Raw genomic sequence first — 18,537 nt, forward strand, 5'->3', positions numbered from 1 at the left:
GAATCACTCTGATTTAGTGACTGAGGTATTGAATTGCGCTTTAATAAAAAAGGCCAAAGTGATTAGTAGTATGGCTATTGATCCATACTGTAGTGGCAGGTTGAGTTCATGATCCATGATTTGAGTTAGATGAGCATAAATAGCAATTACGCCCCCAATGGCTACAAGACGAAGCCACGCACCCTGAATTGAAAAATATCTTTCAGGAATGAAACTCGCTAAGAGAGCCCCTAGTATTCCGCACCATATTCCAAAGCCTGCGCCACCTAATACATCAGTTAACCAGTGCGCTCCAATAGCACTGCGCGATAAACCAACGAGGGCTGCAACAATAAATAAAAGCAACAGGGGTTTACGTTTATCTTTATCACAAGAAAAATATAAGGCTGCAGCTATAGCAAAAGCCGTGAGGGTATGCCCAGAGGGGAATGCTTTATGAAGTAAGGGTTCACCTAGTCGATAAAAGCTACCATCTGCTAAAACACCAGCCGGTCTTGGTAGGTCAAAATAACTCTTTAAAGCGGTGCTTGTAATTGCCGCAATAACACCAGCAAAGATTCCGGCAGTTAACACGCGGGGCGCTAGCAAGAGGAGGGGAAAGGTAATGGCGAAGACTCCCCATCCATTGCCTAGAAATGTGAGCCATACCCATAGGGTATCAGGCAAGGTTTGTGCTAATTCATTGAGATATAAAAAGCTACTACTTTGTAGTTCACCAAAATAAATTGCAGATGCGAGTGATAGTGGGGCTAGCGGAATAAACCAGGCTGATGTCGGAATTACTTTGTTGCGCATTTCGCTTAGCGACCCTTAGCCTTATCTGCGTCTTGTAATTGGATGCCGACTTTATCTAAGACTTGGGATACGGTAATGGCTTGCATGCAAACATTATCTTGACATGGGGTTTTGCGGTGGTTAGCAGCGCTCACACATGGAGAACATGCTAAGTTCGCAGTAATCGCAATTGAGTTTCCGATCGATCCGTAGAGGGCCGGAGTCTCTGGCCCAAAAAGGACAACTGTTCTCAATGGAGTGACAGCCGAGAAGTGCCCTGGACCAGAATCATTGGTCACCATGACATCAGAGAGGGTGTAGAGCGGCGGTAGTTCTGTAAAGCTGACCTGGCCCGCAAAGTTCAGGGCATTCTTGATATTGGCTACTACACGCACTTTTTCTACATAAGCAAATTCAGCAGGAGAGCCGGTAATCAATATCAGATCACTTGGGTATTGTTGATGTACGCCTTGAATTAATTCAGAAAAACGCTGCTGAGCCCAGCGGCGTTGTGGCAATAAGTCGCTAGCATTTGGATTAATCAAAATTAAGCGGTTCTTACCGTAGGTATATTCAACACTAGCTTCTTTTGCTAATTTTTCAATTCGCTCGCGCACTTTCTCAAGCGCTATTGGATCGATGACTGCTTGCTCTAAACGTACTTCAGAATCTGGGATCTGAATCTTACTGAATGGCACTTCGATCTGTTTTGCAAAGGCCGCATGAATTAAAGATAGAAAATTCTTAGTAATGTGGATATGTGGGTTGTAGTGCACCTTGCGGGTGAGCATGAAACCACGCCATAAGCCTTCACCATGAAAGATGTGATATCCCACGCGATGCCGGGCGCCACACAAGCCGGTAAGTAGGGCAGTAAAGCGCGAGAAGAGCTCTAGATCAATCACGGTATCAATACGATGATGACGAGCGACGATTAAAAATCGTAAAGTATCTTTAATCAAGCCAATCAAGCTAGAGGAGTCAATGGTAAAAATATTTTCTGGTTTGACGGTATTGAGTAAAGTGAGACTCGCACGATTACTCTTAAAGATTAAGAAGAACAGTTCGGCACCACGAGCTTGTGCATTACGCATAGCGGGGTCAACCAAAATGGCACTACCCATTTCTGAGAGCTCAATAAATAGTAATTTCTTTGGGGCTTCTGGACCACGACTAAAGATATTCTTGATGCCATCCATCAAGGCTACTAGTGGGCTAGCGATTGCGCACAGTGGTACACCGACCCAATGATCAATGGCACGCATAGTATTGACGCTAATAGTCATTGTTTTTCTCTGAAAGAATTATTTTCGTTTTAGTAAAAAGTATGCACCAGGTAATACCGATAAAACAGTAATTGCGCCATAGCTAATAGATGCCAGTACGGTTAAAGAGGGATTAACACCCCACAACGCCAATACTGAAGATAAGGTGGCCTCACGTAATCCCCAGCCTGAGATGCTAATAGGAAGCATGAGTAATAAACTGAGTGCTGGCAAACCAATCATCAATCCCTCGATGGGCGCATCAACTCCATATGCCTTCATGCAGAATAAAAGAGTGAGAATGGTTAGGCAGTGAATTCCAACAGCTAAAAAAGCTTGCGCAATATTCGTAGGCCAAGCAAAAGCTAGCTTGATACCAGGCATTGCATTATTCATTTGCAAACGGTCAAGTAGCTTTTGAAGCAATTGACGGCTAGGAGTCCATGCCAAGACAAAGGCGATGATCAGTCCTGCCAATAACATGATGCTCAGTACGGCGTAGCCTAAATCCTGACCCCAAGCAGCTAGAGTTACGCCGCCTACTATTAAACCAATCCCGCCCAACAAATTATTGCCAGCAAGACCAAGAAGGCGATCAACTAAAGTCATTGAAAAGCTCAGTCGTAATTTGGGTGTGGCATGACCTATATCAACCGCATGATGGAGTTCTTCATCCAATTCTTTGGTGTCGCTTAATTTTCCGGAGCTAGTGAGATGGGTCGCGGTAATGGCGCGATAGCTATCGCCGCCCAATGTACTTGGTAGACCTTGGTTGATTAACCCGCCCGCAAAATAAAGACCGATATAAGAATGAATGCGACGCGGGAATCCAACTGCCTGCATCAATAGTCCCCAGCGATAGCCGCCACAGATAAAGGCGGTCATCATGCTGGCCAAAGCAGCTAAAAACCAAATCGGCTCCATTTTGATTTCAGAATTAAATAGGGCGTGCCAATCAATTCCGCTAGTTGCTTTCCATAGGAGTGCAATCGATAGCAAAATACGAATGGTGGGCCATGCACGCTTCAGAATTGATTTCCACCCAGAAGGGGTTTTAGAGGTGGATTGGGGGATTGAGCTCATAGGCGTAAGGATAATGCCTTGGGCGCCTAAGATCCTGAATTTACGCTATTTACTGTGCAAAAACGGGTCCCTGCCAGTTGCTGCAGAGGCTAAAGTCAAATTTAGACAGTACTTGGCCAAAGCGCGTGATTTCTAGGCTATCTAAGAGTTCGCAACGTTCAAAGGCTGACTGACTGGCAATAGGGGGTGAGAAGCTCATGCCAGACCAATTAATGAGAACAATATTTGCTCCCAAGGGCAGCTGCCCAAACCAGATATCAAATTGATCTTTTCTTTGATCAAGAACAAATACTGGAATCGGTTTTGCGTACCAAGCAGCACGACTGCCTAGTGTCCAGTTTTGTACAGCAATACCATCTGCTTTAGTAGCTTGAGTGAGTTCGGCTGCTTTTTGTCCTGCTAATTTCCAGCCATAAAGATCAGCAATAGGATTGGACTTAATGGACGCAGAAGTAATGCCACCAGACAAAACAAAGCCAAAGCCAATCAGGCAAAGTGCTATTTGAAAGATCAATAGAGCGCGTATGACGGTTCGATGTTGAAGAGACCAAGCCTTTGCTAAACCAATACCCGCGAAGGGAGCCAAACAAAACCACGCAGGTGTTGTCCAGTGAGGCAGGCCACCACCACCGGAAAGACTTGCAAAAATAGTAAAGGGGATAAAAAAGAATCCGAATAATGCCAATAAAGAAAGCCTAGTTGCGTGAATGCAGTCTTTCAGAAAAATATAGCTGCCAATAATGAGCAATGGACCAAAGACGAGAATTTGAATTCCAAGAAATGCACTTAATCTACGCCATAACCATTCGCCGCCGCTACCATGAGCGATTTGGTATTTAAAGGAAATCCAATCATTGAGCCAGTTCCAATAGAGTACAGGCCCAATGAAGATGAGGGCGAGTAGGATTGCCAACCAAAAACCGATTTTGCTAATCCAAGGTTTTCTGTGGGCAACTACAAATACAAGCACTAAAGCAAGTGCAGTAAATATGGCCGTGTATTTACTGAGGCCAGCTAATCCTAGTAATGCGCCGGTCAATAACCAATCGCCAATCGAGAAGTGATCTTGAATTAACCAACGTAGCGCCATGAACATGAGACCAAGACTTAAGGGCGCCAACAAAGTGTCTGGTAATAAACCAATAGCTAGTACATGTGGCATTGGCGCTGCCACAATAGCGAGAACAGCCATCAGGCCACAAGCATTGGCAGAGGGCAGTGCGCTGGTGAGATATCCTGAGTTACGACCTTGAATAAAGTGATGTATCTCGAGCGTGACTTGGTAAACCAAGAGACAGGAGATAACCCATAACAACTCTGGCACTAAGCGAATGAAGCCTTCTGAAGAGGTGAGGGCAACGAGTGGCCACTGAATCCAACCGACTAATGGCGGGTGATCAAAATAGCTCCAAGCTAAGTGTTGGGCATATAAGGCGTAGTGTGCTTCATCAACCGAAAATTCAATTGAAAAACCCAGGGCAAAATGTACTAGCGCTGCTATGCAAACGCAGATTACTGCCCAACTTGAAGGTGATTGATGGCGCATAGGCTGATTTTAGACTCACTTGAGTAAATCTTTGGGACAATTAGAGATATGTTGAAACACGTTTTACACCCCCTGATTCTTGCGATGCTGCTGGCGCTAGCAGGCTGTACTGGTTTTGGTGGGAGCTCAGTTCAAGATGAGTCAGGACAGACCTTTGATCCCAGCAAACTGACAGCGCAGGATGAGCTCCCTAAATTTTCTGCACAAACTGCTCGCAATGGCATGCCTCATGGCTGGAATTTTTATCGCATAGCACCCTATAAGAAAAATACGGTTTACCGTCTTGAAAATTATCAAGGTAGAACAGTACTGAGCGCTAATTCCAAAACATCTGCCTCGGGTCTGGCTGTGAAGTTACACCCAAGAGCAGCAAATAATTTATGGTTGCAGTGGGAATGGAAGGCATTAAGTGCAATTCCTGAGGCTGATAATGCTGAGCGTTATCACGATGATGCACCCCTAAGAATATTGGTGGCATTTGATGGTAATAAATCTAAATTGCCATTAAAAGAAAAGATGAACTTCGAGATGGCTAATCTCATTAGCGGTCAAGAAATGCCGTATGCCACTCTCATGTATATCTGGTCTGGCAAATCTCCAGTAGATACGATTATCAATAATGCACACACCTCCCGTATTAAGATGATTGTGGTTGATTCTGGCTGGGATAATTTAGGCGCTTGGCACAAACATCAGCGTGACCTTGCTGCTGATTACATGCGCGCTTATGGAGAGGCTCCGGGCGAAGTCATTGGGATTGCTTTGTTGACTGATACAGACAATACCAAATCAGAAACGCGCGCTATCTATGGTGATATTGAACTCATTCGTAAGAGTCCTAAATAGATTGCGTAAGGGTGCGAGGGTGCCAGCGTTTTAATAAGAGCGCATTACTTAATACACAAAAGCTCGAAAGCGCCATGGCACTGCCTGCCAGCATTGGCGATAGATAGCCCAAAGCCGCTAAGGGTATCCCGGTAGCATTAAAGATAAATGCCCAAAATAAATTTTGCTGAATCTTTTTCCAAGTCTTTTTGGAGATATCAATCGCATCCGAAACTAAAGTGGGATCTCCACGTATTAAGGTAATGCCGGCAGCCTGCATCGCAACATCAGTACCCGTAGACATGGCCATACCAACATCTGCCGTAGCCAGAGCGGGTGCGTCGTTCACGCCATCCCCCACCATCGCAACCCACTGCCGCTCGCCATCCTTGGTAGATGATTGCAATTTGCGGATCATGTCCGCCTTATTGTTCGGCATGATTTGTGCAAAGACTTCATCGATGCCAATGAGCTGACCCACTCGATTCGCTGCCGCAGTATTATCACCCGAGAGCATGACAGTCCGAATGTGCAGCTGATGTAAAGAGGTGATAGCTGCCTTCGCATTACTTTTGAGTTCATCACCAAAAGCAATGATGGCAAGAGGTACTGAGGTAGATTCATTCATCAAAACAGAAACAGTTTGGCCTGCATCAAAACAAGCTTGCGCTTTTTCAATGATATCTGCGTAATGAGTATTCGAGCTTAGTGATGCCACGCTTTGTAAGCAGAGGTTTTGTCCCATCCAAGGGCCTGCACTAGGCTTGCCGCTAATGCCGATACCTGGGATGGCTTTGCTTTCAGAGGGTGTGATGGGGTTCATTCCTTTTTGCTTGGCTGCATCGAGCAAAGCCTTGGCCAAAGGGTGTTCGCTACCCAATTGCATTCCTGCCGCGCTCGTAAGGATGGCATCTGTATCTGCTGAATTGGTCAACGAAATGATATTGAGGAGTCTAGGCTTACCGAGCGTCAGCGTCCCAGTTTTATCAAAAGCAACAATGTTTAAGCGGTGTGCAAGTTCTAGGAGTTGTGGATCTTTAATAAGAATGCCAAAGCGCGCCGCGATTCCAGTTCCCGCCATAATGGCCGCAGGCGTTGCCAATCCAAGAGCGCATGGGCAGGCAATCACCATGACAGATACTGCCCTCAAGATTGCGATTGATACAGAGTCTAAGTAAAGCCAATTTACCAAGCCAGTGATGATGGCAATCACAATCACGCTAGGCACAAATATTGCACTTACTTGATCTACTAATTTTTGGATCGGGGCTTTTTGAGTTTGTGCATCTTCTACTAAAGCGATAATTTGGGACAGCACACTTTCGATACCAACAGCCTGTACTTCAATTACCAGAACACCCTCGCCATTAAGGGATCCCCCAATGACTTTCGAATCTAGGGATTTTTTTACTTGGGGCACTTTCTCCAGTGAGCAGGGATTCATCTATATGGCTGCTGCCAAGTAGGATCAGCCCATCAACAGGAATGCGCTCGCCTGGTAAAACTAAGACACGATCTTTAGGAAAGACTTGCTCGAGTGGCAGGTCACGATATTGATCTAGTGGTGTGCCTTCCATAACAGCAATGTTTGGTGCCAGTACCTTGGCATGCTCCGGCCAAAGTTTTTGCAGTGCTCGAATGGCTTCACTAGTTTGTTGTTTTGCACGAGCTTCCAACCATTTGCCTAAGAGCACCATACAAATGATGACGGCAGAAGCTTCAAAATACAATTCATGTGCTGCATGTGGTGAAGCGATTAACTGATAAACACTGAGGCCGTAAGCAGCGCTGGTACCGAGGGCAACTAGCAAGTCCATATTGCCAGTGCCTGACATCAGCGATTTAAAGCCCGCTTTGTAAAAGCGCCATCCCAAAAAGAATTGCACAGGGCTTGCTAACAGCAATTGCCATTCTGGAGAGAGTGCCCAATGAATCCCAAAGGGCATGAGGAGCATGGGTATTAATAATGGCGCGGAAAGAATAAATCCCAACAAAACTCTTCCTAAACCATCTGCACCCCAAAATGAGCGAGACTGATTTGGCTGCGTATTTTTATAGGGAGTGCTTAATTTAGCGTCGTATCCCGTTTTTTGGACCAAAGCGATGACGCCACCAATCGTCACCTCAGAATCTAGATTGAGGCGTATTTTTGCCTGTTCAGTAGCCAAATTGACACTGGCAGCCTCAACCCCAGGAATGCGTTCAAGAGCCTTCTCAACCCTCCCTACACAGGATGCACAGGTCATTCCTCCAATATCTAGATTAAATAACTCAGAATTGATCTCTTTTGCGGCGTTCATATGGAAGATAATCTACTCAATACCAAACAAAGTCACTTCAAAAGGGTCGATATGTTGAGTCTAAAGGTATCTGGCATGACCTGTGGGGGCTGTATTAAAGCGGTGACTAAGGCTATTCAATCTCAGGATCCGCAAGCCAAGGTAGAGGCCGATTTGGCATCCCAGATGGTTAGTCTTGAAACCTCTTTGTCTGCTGAGCAAGCAAGCCAGATCATCACGGATGCAGGATTTCCAGTGTCTCAATAATTACCCCTTGAGCTTTGGGTGTTTGAATTTTTAAGGCCGGCATCAGCAAATTTTCGCTGGCGCCGTTAATCTACCTGTTATTCAGCAAAATTAACAAAAGTAATTCTTAAAATATATCCGGAATTACTTCGTATAGGAGAAAGTAGTGTCAGTTACTGTAGAAGCTGTACAAGGAGCCCTTAAAGGCTTGGTTGATCCAAACACAAAGATCGACTTTGTAGCGGCTAAGAATCTCAAAAATTTACGTGTTGAGTCTGGCGATGTCTCATTCGATATTGTTTTAGGTTACCCCGCTAAAAGCCAATTTGATTCAATTCGCAAATTAGTGATTAATGCTGTGCGCGAATTACCTGGCGTTAAAAACGTGAGCGTGAATGTCAGCAGCCAGATAGTGGCGCATGCTGTGCAGCGTGGCGTGAAATTATTGCCTGGCGTAAAAAATATTATTGCTGTTGCTAGTGGTAAGGGCGGGGTAGGTAAATCAACGACTGCCGTGAATTTGGCTTTGGCTCTGGCAGCTGAAGGTGCGCAAGTCGGAATCTTAGATGCTGATATTTATGGTCCAAGCCAGCCAATGATGCTCGGCATTACAGGCAGACCAGAATCCATCGAAGAAAATACCATTGAGCCTATGCAAGGCCATGGTTTGCAAGCAAGTTCAATTGGTTTCTTGATCGAAGCAGATGCACCGATGGTTTGGCGCGGCCCAATGGTTACATCTGCCTTAGAACAATTACTTCGACAAACACGTTGGCGCGACCTAGATTACTTAATTGTGGATATGCCGCCAGGTACTGGTGATATTCAGTTGACCTTATCGCAAAAAGTTCCCGTTACTGGTGCAGTGATTGTTACTACTCCACAAGATATCGCCTTACTAGATGCGCGCAAGGGCTTAAAGATGTTCGAAAAAGTTGGCGTTCCGATTGTTGGCATTATTGAAAACATGAGTACTTATGTTTGTACTAAATGTGGTCATGAAGAGCATATCTTTGGTAGTGGTGGTGGCGAAAAAATGTGCAAAGAATATGGCGTAGATTTTTTAGGCGCTTTACCACTCAATTTATCGATTCGGGAGCAGGCTGATGCAGGACGCCCTACTGTAGTAGCTGACCCTGACAGCGCTATTAGTGCGATCTATAAAAATATTGCTAGGCAGGTTGCCATCCGTGTTGCTACTCTTTCTAAAGATATGAGCAGTAAATTTCCAAGCATCGTTGTACAAAACACCTAAGGCTCTGAGAACTTATGCGCTTTGCAGTAGTCATGCGTAAGCAAAATCTAGACAACCCATGGGTTTCCTATCGATGGGCTCCTGCGGAGGTGTTGCCTGATTTTGGACAATTCAATCCTCAGAGTCTTCAAAGTAATTCGATCTCAGGTCAATTTCTGGGGCGTGATGCCGACGGAGAATCTTGGCTATTTACTGGTTTTGAATTAAATCTCTTTCCGGATGAGGCTGAAGGCTACTACCTCACTGTTTCTTCGGCAACGCCTGCATGGTTTGTGATGTGGAGATTGGAAGAAGACATCGAGCGTTACATTGATGAGCAATCTCGCGCGCTCGCTAAAGCTGAAACGACAATGGCAATACCGCACCGAATTTGTGTAAGCTATAACGAGGCTGCCCGATTGCTAGATGGGGGAGAGTCAGTAGACACAGTTCCCATGAGTGATGAACATGCTTCATGGTTGCAAGAGTACGTCAATGAAAACTATCGACCTGAACCCAAAAAGCGGCACAAGCCAGCATCATTCAAGGGCGCCAATCGCCCAGCGGAGGAATGATGGCAGATGGTTTTTTAAATCGCTGGTCTAAGCGAAAAGCTGGCAAAGAAGATGATCTAGTAGAACAACCTAAAGAAGTTGTTCAAACTCCTGCGCCTATTTCTACTGTTGAAGAGGCTAAGCCACCAGCATCCCTAGAGGATGTAGAGAAGATTGACCGTTTTGACCCTGACTTCTCTGCCTTCATGAAGTCCGATGTAGATCCTGCAGTTCAGCAGGCTGCACTGAAAAAGATGTTTACCGACCCCCATTTCAACATAATGGATGGTTTAGACATCTATATAGATGACTACTCAAAACCCGACCCTCTGCCGCCAGGCATGCTGGAAAGAATGGTACAGAGCGATATGCTCAACCTTTTCCGTAAGACTGAGGACACTTCCAGAACAAAGGAAGAGCAACCTGTGGAGCAGGCGGCAGGAACCCAGTCTCAACAGAGTCTTTTAGAGGCTTCGGACCAAACTGATTTAACATCCACAGATTCCGCGGAGCAGGCAAAAACTGCTCACTTGGATGAAATGCCAATAGAGCCCACCCAGAAAAAAACTTAAGAAGATAGTGCATGAGTCAAAAATTAGTCTGTAACTGTAATGGAACCATGCCTTTGGATACAAAGGCTCTTGGTGTTCCAGTGCATCGCTCTTTGTGCAGGCAGGAGGTTGGCTCTTTCTTAAAAGCACTTGATGGATCAGATTCTTTGGTGGTTGCTTGCACCCAAGAGGGCGCTCTATTTAATGAGTTAGCAGAGCAGTCAGAAAAGCCTTTGGTGGCCCCCCTTCGTTTTGTCAATATTCGTGAAGTGGCAGGTTGGACTCAAGAAGCTAAGGCTTCAGGACCAAAGATTGCTGCCTTACTTGCTTTAGCCGATATGCCAGAAGCTGAACCCGTCCCAGTAGTCAACTATGAAAGCCAAGGCAGACTCTTCATTATTGGTGCAGGATCTGTAGCATTGCCTTGGGCAGAAAAACTGAGCGGGTCATTAGATGTTTCCGTTTTGTGCACTGAGCCTGGTGATTTACCTCTGGCGCGTAACTACCCCATCTATACCGGTGAAGTAACTAAGCTAGATGGTTATCTGGGCAAGTTCTCAGTCGACTGGGATCTGCAAAACCCAATTGACCCAGAAATGTGTACTCGTTGCGGCGCTTGTGTTGAAGTGTGCCCAGAGAATGCGATTGACCTCTCGTTTCAGATTGATTTGACTAAATGTAAATCACATCGTGATTGTGTCACTGCGTGTGCAAGTATTGGGGCAATCTCCTTTGATCGTAAAGACCGCGAGCGTAATGCAGAATTTGATTTGATTTTAGATCTGCGCGCTGATCCCAAGATGCGTATGAGCCAAACACCTCAAGGGTATTTTGCTCCCGGCAAGGAGCCGCTGGAACAGGCTTTAGTGGTCAATCAATTATTAGAAATGGTTGGTGAATTTGAGAAGCCAAAATATTTTGTCTATAACGAAAAAATTTGTGCACATGGTCGTAATGGCAAAGTAGGGTGCAATGCCTGTATTGATGTTTGCTCGACCGGAGCGATAAGCTCTTTATTCAAAAATGGCCAAGGTAGTGTTGAGGTTAATCCCAATCTCTGTATGGGTTGTGGAGCATGCTCTACAGCTTGCCCATCAGGTGCAATGCGTTACAACTACCCGAGCGTACCCCATCAAGGCAAAGAGTTAAAGACCATTGCATCAGTCTTTACTGCAGAGGCTAAAAAAATTAGTCAAGCTGCAGCGCCAAGCCTGCTCTTGCATACTTTAAAAGTAGGCACTCAAATGATTGATGGCTTGGGCCGCTCTGCGCATGTGCTGCCTAAGCAGTTTGAAGCCTTGCCATCATTTGTGATTCCCTATGGTATTGAGCACATCGCCTCCACCGGTTTGGATTTATGGCTTGGCGCTCTCACTTATGGATTTGCAGAGGTAACCTTGTTATTAAGTGGCGATGAAGATCCCGCTTATCGCGCAACTCTAGAAGAGCAGGCGGAGCTTGCTAATGCGATCCTGAAGGCCTATGGCTTTGATGAGCGCATTCATTTAATCATGGCTAAGTCAGCCGATGATTTGCAAACAGTTTCTCAGGCGATGGCTGCACTACGTCAGCGTGGCGCTCTACATTCGATTTGTACTCCTGCAAGTTTTGGTTTATCAACCCAAAAGCGAGAAACTCTTGAGGCGGTCTTGGAGCATTTGCAAAAACAAGCAAAGACTCCACTACCAGAGGCAGGCGTCGCATTACCTAATTCATCTTTGTTGGGTGGCCTAAATATCAATAAAGATGCTTGTACCTTGTGCATGTCTTGTGTCAGCAGCTGTCCTGAAGGTGCTCTCTTGGATAACCCAGATGAGCCGATTCTTTCCTTTATCGAAAAGCAGTGCGTGCAATGCGGCATTTGCGTGCAGACTTGCCCAGAAAAAGCTTTAACTCTAAATCCCCGTTTGCAGACCGTTGAGCAGCGCAAACAAAAAATAACCCTGAATGAGACCCAGGCTTTTCATTGCATCAGTTGCGGCAAGGCTTTTGGAACCCTAAAGATGGTTGATCTGATGTTGACTAAGTTGGGCGCCCACGGGGCCTTTGCGGGAGCTGCGATGGATAGGCTAAAGATGTGTGGCGATTGTCGAGTGGTAGATATGGTGAAAAAAGAAACATGAGTGAAATTGAGAAAGCAGTCGCGAAAGATAGCCCATCAACCGAAATAGGGGATGTGGGCTTGCCAGAGGATTTAGCGAGAGCTGACCTCTATGGCCTAATCGCCAGATTTTTTCATCTGCCGCCAGACCAAGCGCTTTTAGATCAAATTGCTGCCACAGCCAATCAACAAGATGCTGCCGATGCAGCTCCTTTAGCTAAGGCCTGGATGGATGTCATTGAAGTGGCTAAAAATAATCCTGCTAAAGCTTGGCACGATGAATTCGAATTAAATTTCATTAGCGTTGGTAAACCGAACGTTGTACTCAATGGTTCCTTTTATATGGCAGGACACCTTAACGAGAAACCGTTAGTCAATATTCGCAGGGCTTTAGACAAATTTGGACTTGAGGCTGCCGAAGAAGTTACCGAGACTGAAGATCACATTTCGGCTCTTTGTGAGGTCATGCGCTATCTGATTGCCGGTGATGATGTGGAGATATCAAACCTTACAAATCAAAGGGTTTTCTTTAATGACCATCTTCGCCCTTGGTATGACGACTTTTGTGATGCCATTGAGGGCATTCCTGAGATGCATCTTTATCACCCAATCGCCGCGCTGACCCGAGAATTCTTGGCTATCGAAGGTCAGGGATTCGACATGATTTGATTTTTTATCATTGCAAGGGAAAACCCTTAGGTGCAATGAAGCATACATATATGCTAAAAATGCAAATACGAATTACACTTGCTGCAGATCAAGAATTATTAAATAGGAGCATGCCATGAGCACAAAATCCAAAGTTGCTTTAAGCGAAGAAACAAAGCCATCACGCCGTAAGTTCTTTATTGGTGCAGGCGCCACTGTAGGGGCTGTTGCCGTTGCCTCACAAACGTCGATTGGCAAAGCTGTGATTCAAGAAATTGGTAGCACAGTGAAAAGTAAAGGCGAAGGCCATACGATCACTGCGCACATGCGTAAGTATTACGAAAGCACCATGCTTTAAATAGCTCATTACCGCTAGATATTGATTTAACCCTTACTTATTAAATAAAAAACTTTCTCAGGGACAACATATGAGTCTGACTCGTAAATCTAATACCCCCCAAAGCAGTCGCTCCACATCACATTTGATTGGTAGCTTATCCCGCGGCTTAAAAGCAGCGGTACCTACCATGGATCGCCGAACTTTCCTCAAGCGTTCGGGAGTCGGTGTTGGAGCCGGTATTGCTGCCAGCCAATTAAGTTTTGTACAAAAGGCATCAGCTGAGCAAAGCAAGGCAATGCTCGATGGCAAAGGCAAGATTGAAGTTAAGAGAACTATTTGTACCCATTGCTCAGTAGGTTGTGCTACAGACGCTACTGTTGAGAATGGTGTTTGGGTTCGTCAAGACTCTGTATTTGATTCACCGATCAATATGGGCGCTTACTGTGCCAAAGGTGCTTCACTGCGTGAGCATGGTCACGGCGACTATCGCCTCCGTTATCCAATGAAATTGGTTGATGGAAAGTATCAGCGCATTTCTTGGGATCAAGCGTTAACCGAAATTACTGCGCAGATGAAGAGCATTCGTGAGAAGTATTCTCCTGATGCGATGTATTTCATTGGCTCATCTAAGCACAACAACGAACAAGCCTATTTACTACGTAAGTGGGTTTCTTTCTTTGGTACAAACAATACAGACCATCAGGCTCGTATTTGTCACTCAACCACAGTTGCCGGTGTAGCAAACACCTGGGGCTATGGTGCGATGACCAATAGCTACAACGACATGATGAACTCTAAAGCTGCCATGTACATTGGTTCAAATGCTGCAGAGGCGCATCCAGTTTCGATGTTGAGCTTGTTGCATGCTAAGGAAAATGGTTGCAAAGTGATTGTGGTTGACCCACGTTACACCCGTACTGCTGCGAAGTCAGATCAGTACGTTCGTATTCGTTCTGGTTCTGATATCCCGTTCTTGTTTGGTGTGCTTTATCACATCTTTAAGAATGGCTGGGAAGATAAGAAGTACATCAATGACCGTGTTTACGGAATGGAAGAGATCCGTAAAGAAGTGATGGAAAAGTGGACTCCTGCAAACGTTGAAGAGGCTTGCGGTGTTCCAGAGGCGCAGGTTTATCAAGTTGCCAAAACCATGGCTATGAATCGTCCGAGCACGGTTGTTTGGTGTATGGGACAAACCCAACACACCATTGGTAATGCGATGGTTCGTGCCTCATGTATTTTGCAATTAGCCCTAGGTAACGTTGGTAAATCTGGTGGCGGAACAAATATTTTCCGCGGCCACGATAACGTTCAAGGCGCAACTGACGTAGGCCCTAATCCAGATTCATTGCCAGGCTACTACGGCTTGGCTGCCGGCTCATGGAAGCACTATGCAACAGTGTGGGGCGTTGATTACGAGTGGATTAAAGGCCGCTACGCACCAGACATGATGGAGAAGTCTGGTACTACCGTATCTCGTTGGGTGGATGCCGTTCTTGAGAAGAACGACATGATCGATCAGCAGACTAGTGTTAAAGGCTTGTTCTTCTGGGGTCATGCTCCTAACTCACAAACTCGCGGCCTCGATATGAAGCGCGCGATGGATGCCTTGGATCTACTCGTTGTAGTTGATCCATATCCAAGTGCAACTGCTGCAATGGCAGCAATGCCTGCAGCAGAAGGTCAGACAATCAACAAGAATCGCAATGTTTACTTGCTGCCTGCTGCCACTCAGTTTGAGACCTGCGGCACTGCAACCGCCTCTAATCGCTCATTGCAGTGGCGCGAGAAAGTAATCGATCCATTGTTTGAGTCTGTGCCAGACCATGTGATCATGCAAGCTTTTGCAGACCGTTTAGGCTTTGGTCAGGAGCTATCAAAGAACTATAAGATGCTGAGCACCAAGTTTGCTGGTAAGCAATGGAAAGAACCGCAAATTGAAGATATCTTGCGCGAGATTAATCGCTCCGTTTGGACGATTGGTTACACAGGCCAAACTCCAGAGCGCCTTAAAGCGCACATGAGAATGGCTGCTACCTTTGATCCGAAGACCTTGAAATCCCGTGGTGGTGTTGATCCAGTTACTGGTTATGACACTACTGGCGATTACTACGGTCTGCCTTGGCCTTGTTATGGAACAGCTGCAATCAAGCACCCAGGTTCGCCAAATCTCTATGACACCAGCAAGAGTGTGATGGAGGGTGGCGGTAACTTCCGCGCTAACTTCGGTGTTGAGAAAGACGGCAAGACATTATTAGCTGAAGATGGCTCTTACTCAAAAGGGTCCGCAATCAAGACCGGTTACCCAGAGTTTGATCACGTTCTCGTGAAAAAACTGGGCTGGTGGAACCAGTTGACTGAAGATGAGCAAAAAGCTGCTGATGGTAAAAACTGGAAGACTGACTTGTCTGGTGGTATTCAGCGTGTTGCTATGAAGAACGGTTGCCATCCATTTGGCAATGCGAAAGCGCGTGCAATTGTTTGGAATTTCCCAGATGCAATTCCAGTTCACCGTGAAGCTCTCTATAGTACTAACGCTGCAATGATGCGTAAGTACCCAACTTCTGCTGATAAGAAGAATTTCTGGCGTTTGCCAACGCTTTACAAGACCGTTCAAGATCAAAACTTGAGCGAGAAGTTATATGAGAAGTTCCCAATTATTTTGACCTCTGGTCGTTTGGTTGAATATGAGGGTGGTGGAGACGAAACTCGTTCCAATCCATGGTTGGCTGAGTTACAACAAGAAAACTTCGTGGAGATCAATCCTAAGGCAGCAGCAGCTCGCGGTATTAAGAACTGGGATTATGTATGGGTGAAATCTCCAACGGGTGCCAAGATCAAAGTACGCGCAATGGTGACTGAGCGTGTTGACCAAGAAACTGCCTTTATCCCATTCCACTTTGCTGGATGGTGGCAAGGTAATGATTTACGTAAGTACTATCCAGAAGGCGCTGCACCAGTCGTGTTGGGTGAAGCTGTCAATACTGCAACTACTTATGGTTACGATCAGGTGACGATGATGCAAGAGACTAAAACCACTATGTGTCAAATCGAAAAATTTGCCTAAGTTAAAAAATAAAGTCAGGAGAACACAATGGCAAGAATGAAATTTATCTGTGACACTGAACGTTGCATCGAATGTAACGGTTGTGTCACTGCTTGTAAAAACGATAATGAAGTACCTTGGGGCGTCAATCGTCGTCGTGTTGTTACGGTAAATGACGGCATCATTGGTCAGGAAAAATCGATTTCAGTAGCTTGTATGCACTGTACCGATGCTCCTTGTATGGCCGTATGCCCAGTAGATTGCTTCTACCGTACTGATGAAGGTGTTGTTCTTCATGACAAAGATATTTGCATTGGTTGCGGCTACTGCTCATTTGCCTGCCCATTTGGCGCACCACAGTTCTTAAGTCAAGGCGCTTTCGGTACACGCAGCAAGATGGATAAGTGTACTTTCTGTAGTGGCGGTCCAGAAGCGAATGGCAGTGTTGCTGAGTTTGAGAAGTATGGCCGTAATCGCCTGGCAGAAGGTAAGTTACCTCTCTGCGCAGAAATGTGCTCTACCAAGGCTTTGATTGGTGGGGACAGCGATATCATCTCCGGCATCTTTAATAACCGTGTTGCTACTCGAGAAAAGAATGGCAAGTACGCTGGTTCTAAGGCTTTCGGGTGGACTACTGCTTATGGTGGGCCAGATACCCCAGCTCCAACCCCAACGGCTGCTGCAAAAATTCCAGGAGCTAAATAATGAAATTTAATTTCAAAACTTTTGGTCTGTGTTTCGCAGCAGCAACTTTGCTGGCCGCATGTTCTGAGCCACCAGAAATTGCAGCTAAAGCGGCAAAGCGTCCTGACGTCGCCCCATACATGGGTGCAGATAATGGCTTCATGACCAAGAACTGGACTCCAAAGAATCAAACCAGTTGGACTGAATCCGTTGATAAGCGCACTCAGGGTCAAAACGAATACAGTCGCGTTAAGTGATCAACTAAATAACAATAAATAAAACGAAAACGTTTAAGGACATGTGTATGAAACGATCATTTTCTAAAGTTCTACGCACTTTGGTGTTAGCTGCTGGTTTGTCGCTGACTCTGGCCAGTGGAATCAGTTATGCAGAGCGAGGAGCAATGGCGCCTTTGCCTTCTCCTAGCGGAGTGGATATTCCACCTAAATCTGTACCAGCCAATCCCAATAGCCTAGCTAATGGAAATCAGGCTCAGTCACAACCAGCCAATCCATCAATCTTTACATCGGCTAATAGCGACCCATACAACTTTGTCAGCATTCCAGACAAAGAAGCGAGTGTTCTGATTCAGCGTTCTGGCGAGCAATGGCGCGTGATTCGTAATGGTGTGATTACTGTTTACGGTGGTTGGTTATTGGCGATTGCTTTCTTTGGTATTGCAGCCGTCTTTATTATCAAGGGCCCAATCAAATTACATGCGCCGCTATCGGGTCAAAAAATCAAGCGGTTTAATGGCTTCGAGCGCTTTACCCACTGGGTAATGGCTGCAAGTTTTATTGGACTTGCTTTGACTGGCGGACTAATTTTGTGGGGTAAGTATTTTGCTATGCCTTTGATGGGCGGCGTTGCTTACGGCACCTTTCTTAATATCTGTAAAAATATTCACAACTACTCTGGCCCTTTGTTCACTTTGAGCGTAGTGATTTTCTTCTTGCTCTTCGCTACTAGAAATATCCCGGGACAAGGCGATCTCACTTGGATCAAATCATTTGGCGGCATGTTTGGTGGAAAGCATCCTCCTGCCGGCTTCTTTAACTTCGGTGAAAAGATTTGGTTCTGGTTTGGTATGACCTTCTTAGGTTTGGTGATCTCGGGCTCAGGTCTTGTACTCGATATGATCGTGCCATTTATGCAGGTTGAGTACATCCGCGGAACCATGCAGATTGCTAATATTATTCACGGCGGTGCGTCAGTTCTCATGATGACTATGGCTATGGGTCATATTTATATCGGTTCAATTGGTATGCAGGGTTCTTCTGATGGCATGATGTCTGGCTACGTTGATGCAACCTGGGCAAAAGAGCACCATGAGCTCTGGTACAACAAAGTTAATAAATAAG

The 18,537-nt window shown here is 45.7% G+C and carries 18 protein-coding genes; 12 read left to right on the plus strand and 6 right to left on the minus strand.

Annotation, left to right across the window (positions count from 1 at the left end; genetic code table 11):
• Nucleotides 1-3 precede the first annotated feature (3 nt).
• Genes CBI31_RS01245 through CBI31_RS01260 form a run of 4 tightly spaced genes read right to left on the minus strand, consistent with a single transcriptional unit; the run spans nt 4 to nt 4,668 of the window.
• Nucleotides 4-795, minus strand: a complete 792-nt coding sequence (locus CBI31_RS01245) for a phosphatase PAP2 family protein (RefSeq protein WP_088524606.1) — start codon at nt 793-795, stop codon at nt 4-6.
• 5 nt (nt 796-800) lie between these two features.
• Nucleotides 801-2,060: a glycosyltransferase family 9 protein gene (locus CBI31_RS01250; protein WP_088524607.1), complete on the minus strand. Its 1,260-nt coding sequence runs from the start codon at nt 2,058-2,060 to the stop codon at nt 801-803.
• 18 nt (nt 2,061-2,078) lie between these two features.
• Nucleotides 2,079-3,122: a lysylphosphatidylglycerol synthase transmembrane domain-containing protein gene (locus tag CBI31_RS01255; RefSeq protein ID WP_088524608.1), complete on the minus strand. Its 1,044-nt coding sequence runs from the start codon at nt 3,120-3,122 to the stop codon at nt 2,079-2,081.
• 49 nt (nt 3,123-3,171) lie between these two features.
• Nucleotides 3,172-4,668 (minus strand): glycosyltransferase family 39 protein, encoded by a 1,497-nt coding sequence (locus CBI31_RS01260; RefSeq protein WP_088524609.1) that lies wholly within the window; start codon nt 4,666-4,668, stop codon nt 3,172-3,174.
• A 48-nt stretch (nt 4,669-4,716) separates the two neighbouring features.
• Between CBI31_RS01260 and CBI31_RS01265 the strand changes: the two genes are divergently transcribed.
• Entirely contained in the window at nt 4,717-5,514 is a 798-nt protein-coding gene (locus CBI31_RS01265; RefSeq protein WP_088524610.1) for a DUF3047 domain-containing protein, read from the plus strand.
• Here the strand turns inward: CBI31_RS01265 and CBI31_RS10465 are convergent.
• Both CBI31_RS10465 and CBI31_RS10470 read right to left on the minus strand, forming a co-directional pair.
• The gene (locus CBI31_RS10465; RefSeq protein WP_240553633.1) at nt 5,507-6,913 is read right to left on the minus strand and encodes a heavy metal translocating P-type ATPase; all 1,407 of its coding nucleotides are present in this window, start codon (nt 6,911-6,913) and stop codon (nt 5,507-5,509) included. The two genes, CBI31_RS01265 and CBI31_RS10465, sit on opposite strands and share 8 nt — an antisense overlap.
• On the minus strand, nt 6,861-7,793 hold the full coding sequence (locus tag CBI31_RS10470; RefSeq protein ID WP_240553634.1) for a heavy metal translocating P-type ATPase: 933 nt from the start codon (nt 7,791-7,793) through the stop codon (nt 6,861-6,863). Before CBI31_RS10470 ends, CBI31_RS10465 begins: the two co-directional genes overlap by 53 nt.
• Between CBI31_RS10470 and CBI31_RS01275 the strand changes: the two genes are divergently transcribed.
• From CBI31_RS01275 to CBI31_RS01325, 11 genes are all read left to right on the plus strand, one after another.
• Nucleotides 7,794-8,039 carry a heavy-metal-associated domain-containing protein gene (locus tag CBI31_RS01275; RefSeq protein WP_240553636.1) on the plus strand — a complete coding sequence of 82 codons (246 nt, stop codon included), beginning with the start codon at nt 7,794-7,796 and terminating at the stop codon, nt 8,037-8,039.
• Between the two features lie 145 nt (nt 8,040-8,184).
• Nucleotides 8,185-9,273 (plus strand): iron-sulfur cluster carrier protein ApbC, encoded by a 1,089-nt coding sequence (gene apbC, locus CBI31_RS01280; RefSeq protein WP_088524611.1) that lies wholly within the window; start codon nt 8,185-8,187, stop codon nt 9,271-9,273.
• 14 nt (nt 9,274-9,287) lie between these two features.
• Complete coding sequence (locus CBI31_RS01285) at nt 9,288-9,827, plus strand: DUF3305 domain-containing protein (protein ID WP_088524612.1); 540 nt, start codon at nt 9,288-9,290, stop codon at nt 9,825-9,827.
• Nucleotides 9,824-10,378: a DUF3306 domain-containing protein gene (locus tag CBI31_RS01290; protein WP_088524613.1), complete on the plus strand. Its 555-nt coding sequence runs from the start codon at nt 9,824-9,826 to the stop codon at nt 10,376-10,378. The genes CBI31_RS01285 and CBI31_RS01290 overlap by 4 nt, the downstream gene beginning before the upstream one ends.
• An 11-nt stretch (nt 10,379-10,389) precedes the next feature.
• Nucleotides 10,390-12,480 (plus strand): 4Fe-4S binding protein, encoded by a 2,091-nt coding sequence (locus CBI31_RS01295; RefSeq protein ID WP_088524614.1) that lies wholly within the window; start codon nt 10,390-10,392, stop codon nt 12,478-12,480.
• On the plus strand, nt 12,477-13,127 hold the full coding sequence (locus CBI31_RS01300; protein ID WP_088524615.1) for a TorD/DmsD family molecular chaperone: 651 nt from the start codon (nt 12,477-12,479) through the stop codon (nt 13,125-13,127). Before CBI31_RS01295 ends, CBI31_RS01300 begins: the two co-directional genes overlap by 4 nt.
• A 115-nt stretch (nt 13,128-13,242) precedes the next feature.
• Nucleotides 13,243-13,464 carry a hypothetical protein gene (locus tag CBI31_RS01305; RefSeq protein WP_088524616.1) on the plus strand — a complete coding sequence of 74 codons (222 nt, stop codon included), beginning with the start codon at nt 13,243-13,245 and terminating at the stop codon, nt 13,462-13,464.
• A 70-nt stretch (nt 13,465-13,534) separates the two neighbouring features.
• Nucleotides 13,535-16,513, plus strand: coding sequence for a formate dehydrogenase subunit alpha (locus tag CBI31_RS01310; RefSeq protein ID WP_088524617.1), 2,979 nt, complete (start codon nt 13,535-13,537; stop codon nt 16,511-16,513).
• Between the two features lie 27 nt (nt 16,514-16,540).
• Nucleotides 16,541-17,197 carry a formate dehydrogenase FDH3 subunit beta gene (gene fdh3B, locus CBI31_RS01315; protein WP_088524618.1) on the plus strand — a complete coding sequence of 219 codons (657 nt, stop codon included), beginning with the start codon at nt 16,541-16,543 and terminating at the stop codon, nt 17,195-17,197.
• Entirely contained in the window at nt 17,197-17,433 is a 237-nt protein-coding gene (locus CBI31_RS01320) for a hypothetical protein (RefSeq protein ID WP_088524619.1), read from the plus strand. The genes fdh3B and CBI31_RS01320 overlap by 1 nt, the downstream gene beginning before the upstream one ends.
• A gap of 47 nt (nt 17,434-17,480) precedes the next feature.
• Nucleotides 17,481-18,536: a formate dehydrogenase subunit gamma gene (locus CBI31_RS01325; protein WP_088524620.1), complete on the plus strand. Its 1,056-nt coding sequence runs from the start codon at nt 17,481-17,483 to the stop codon at nt 18,534-18,536.
• Nucleotide 18,537 lies beyond the last annotated feature (1 nt).

This window comes from Polynucleobacter campilacus, from assembly GCF_002206625.1.
Taxonomy (GTDB): Bacteria; Pseudomonadota; Gammaproteobacteria; order Burkholderiales; family Burkholderiaceae; genus Polynucleobacter; species Polynucleobacter campilacus.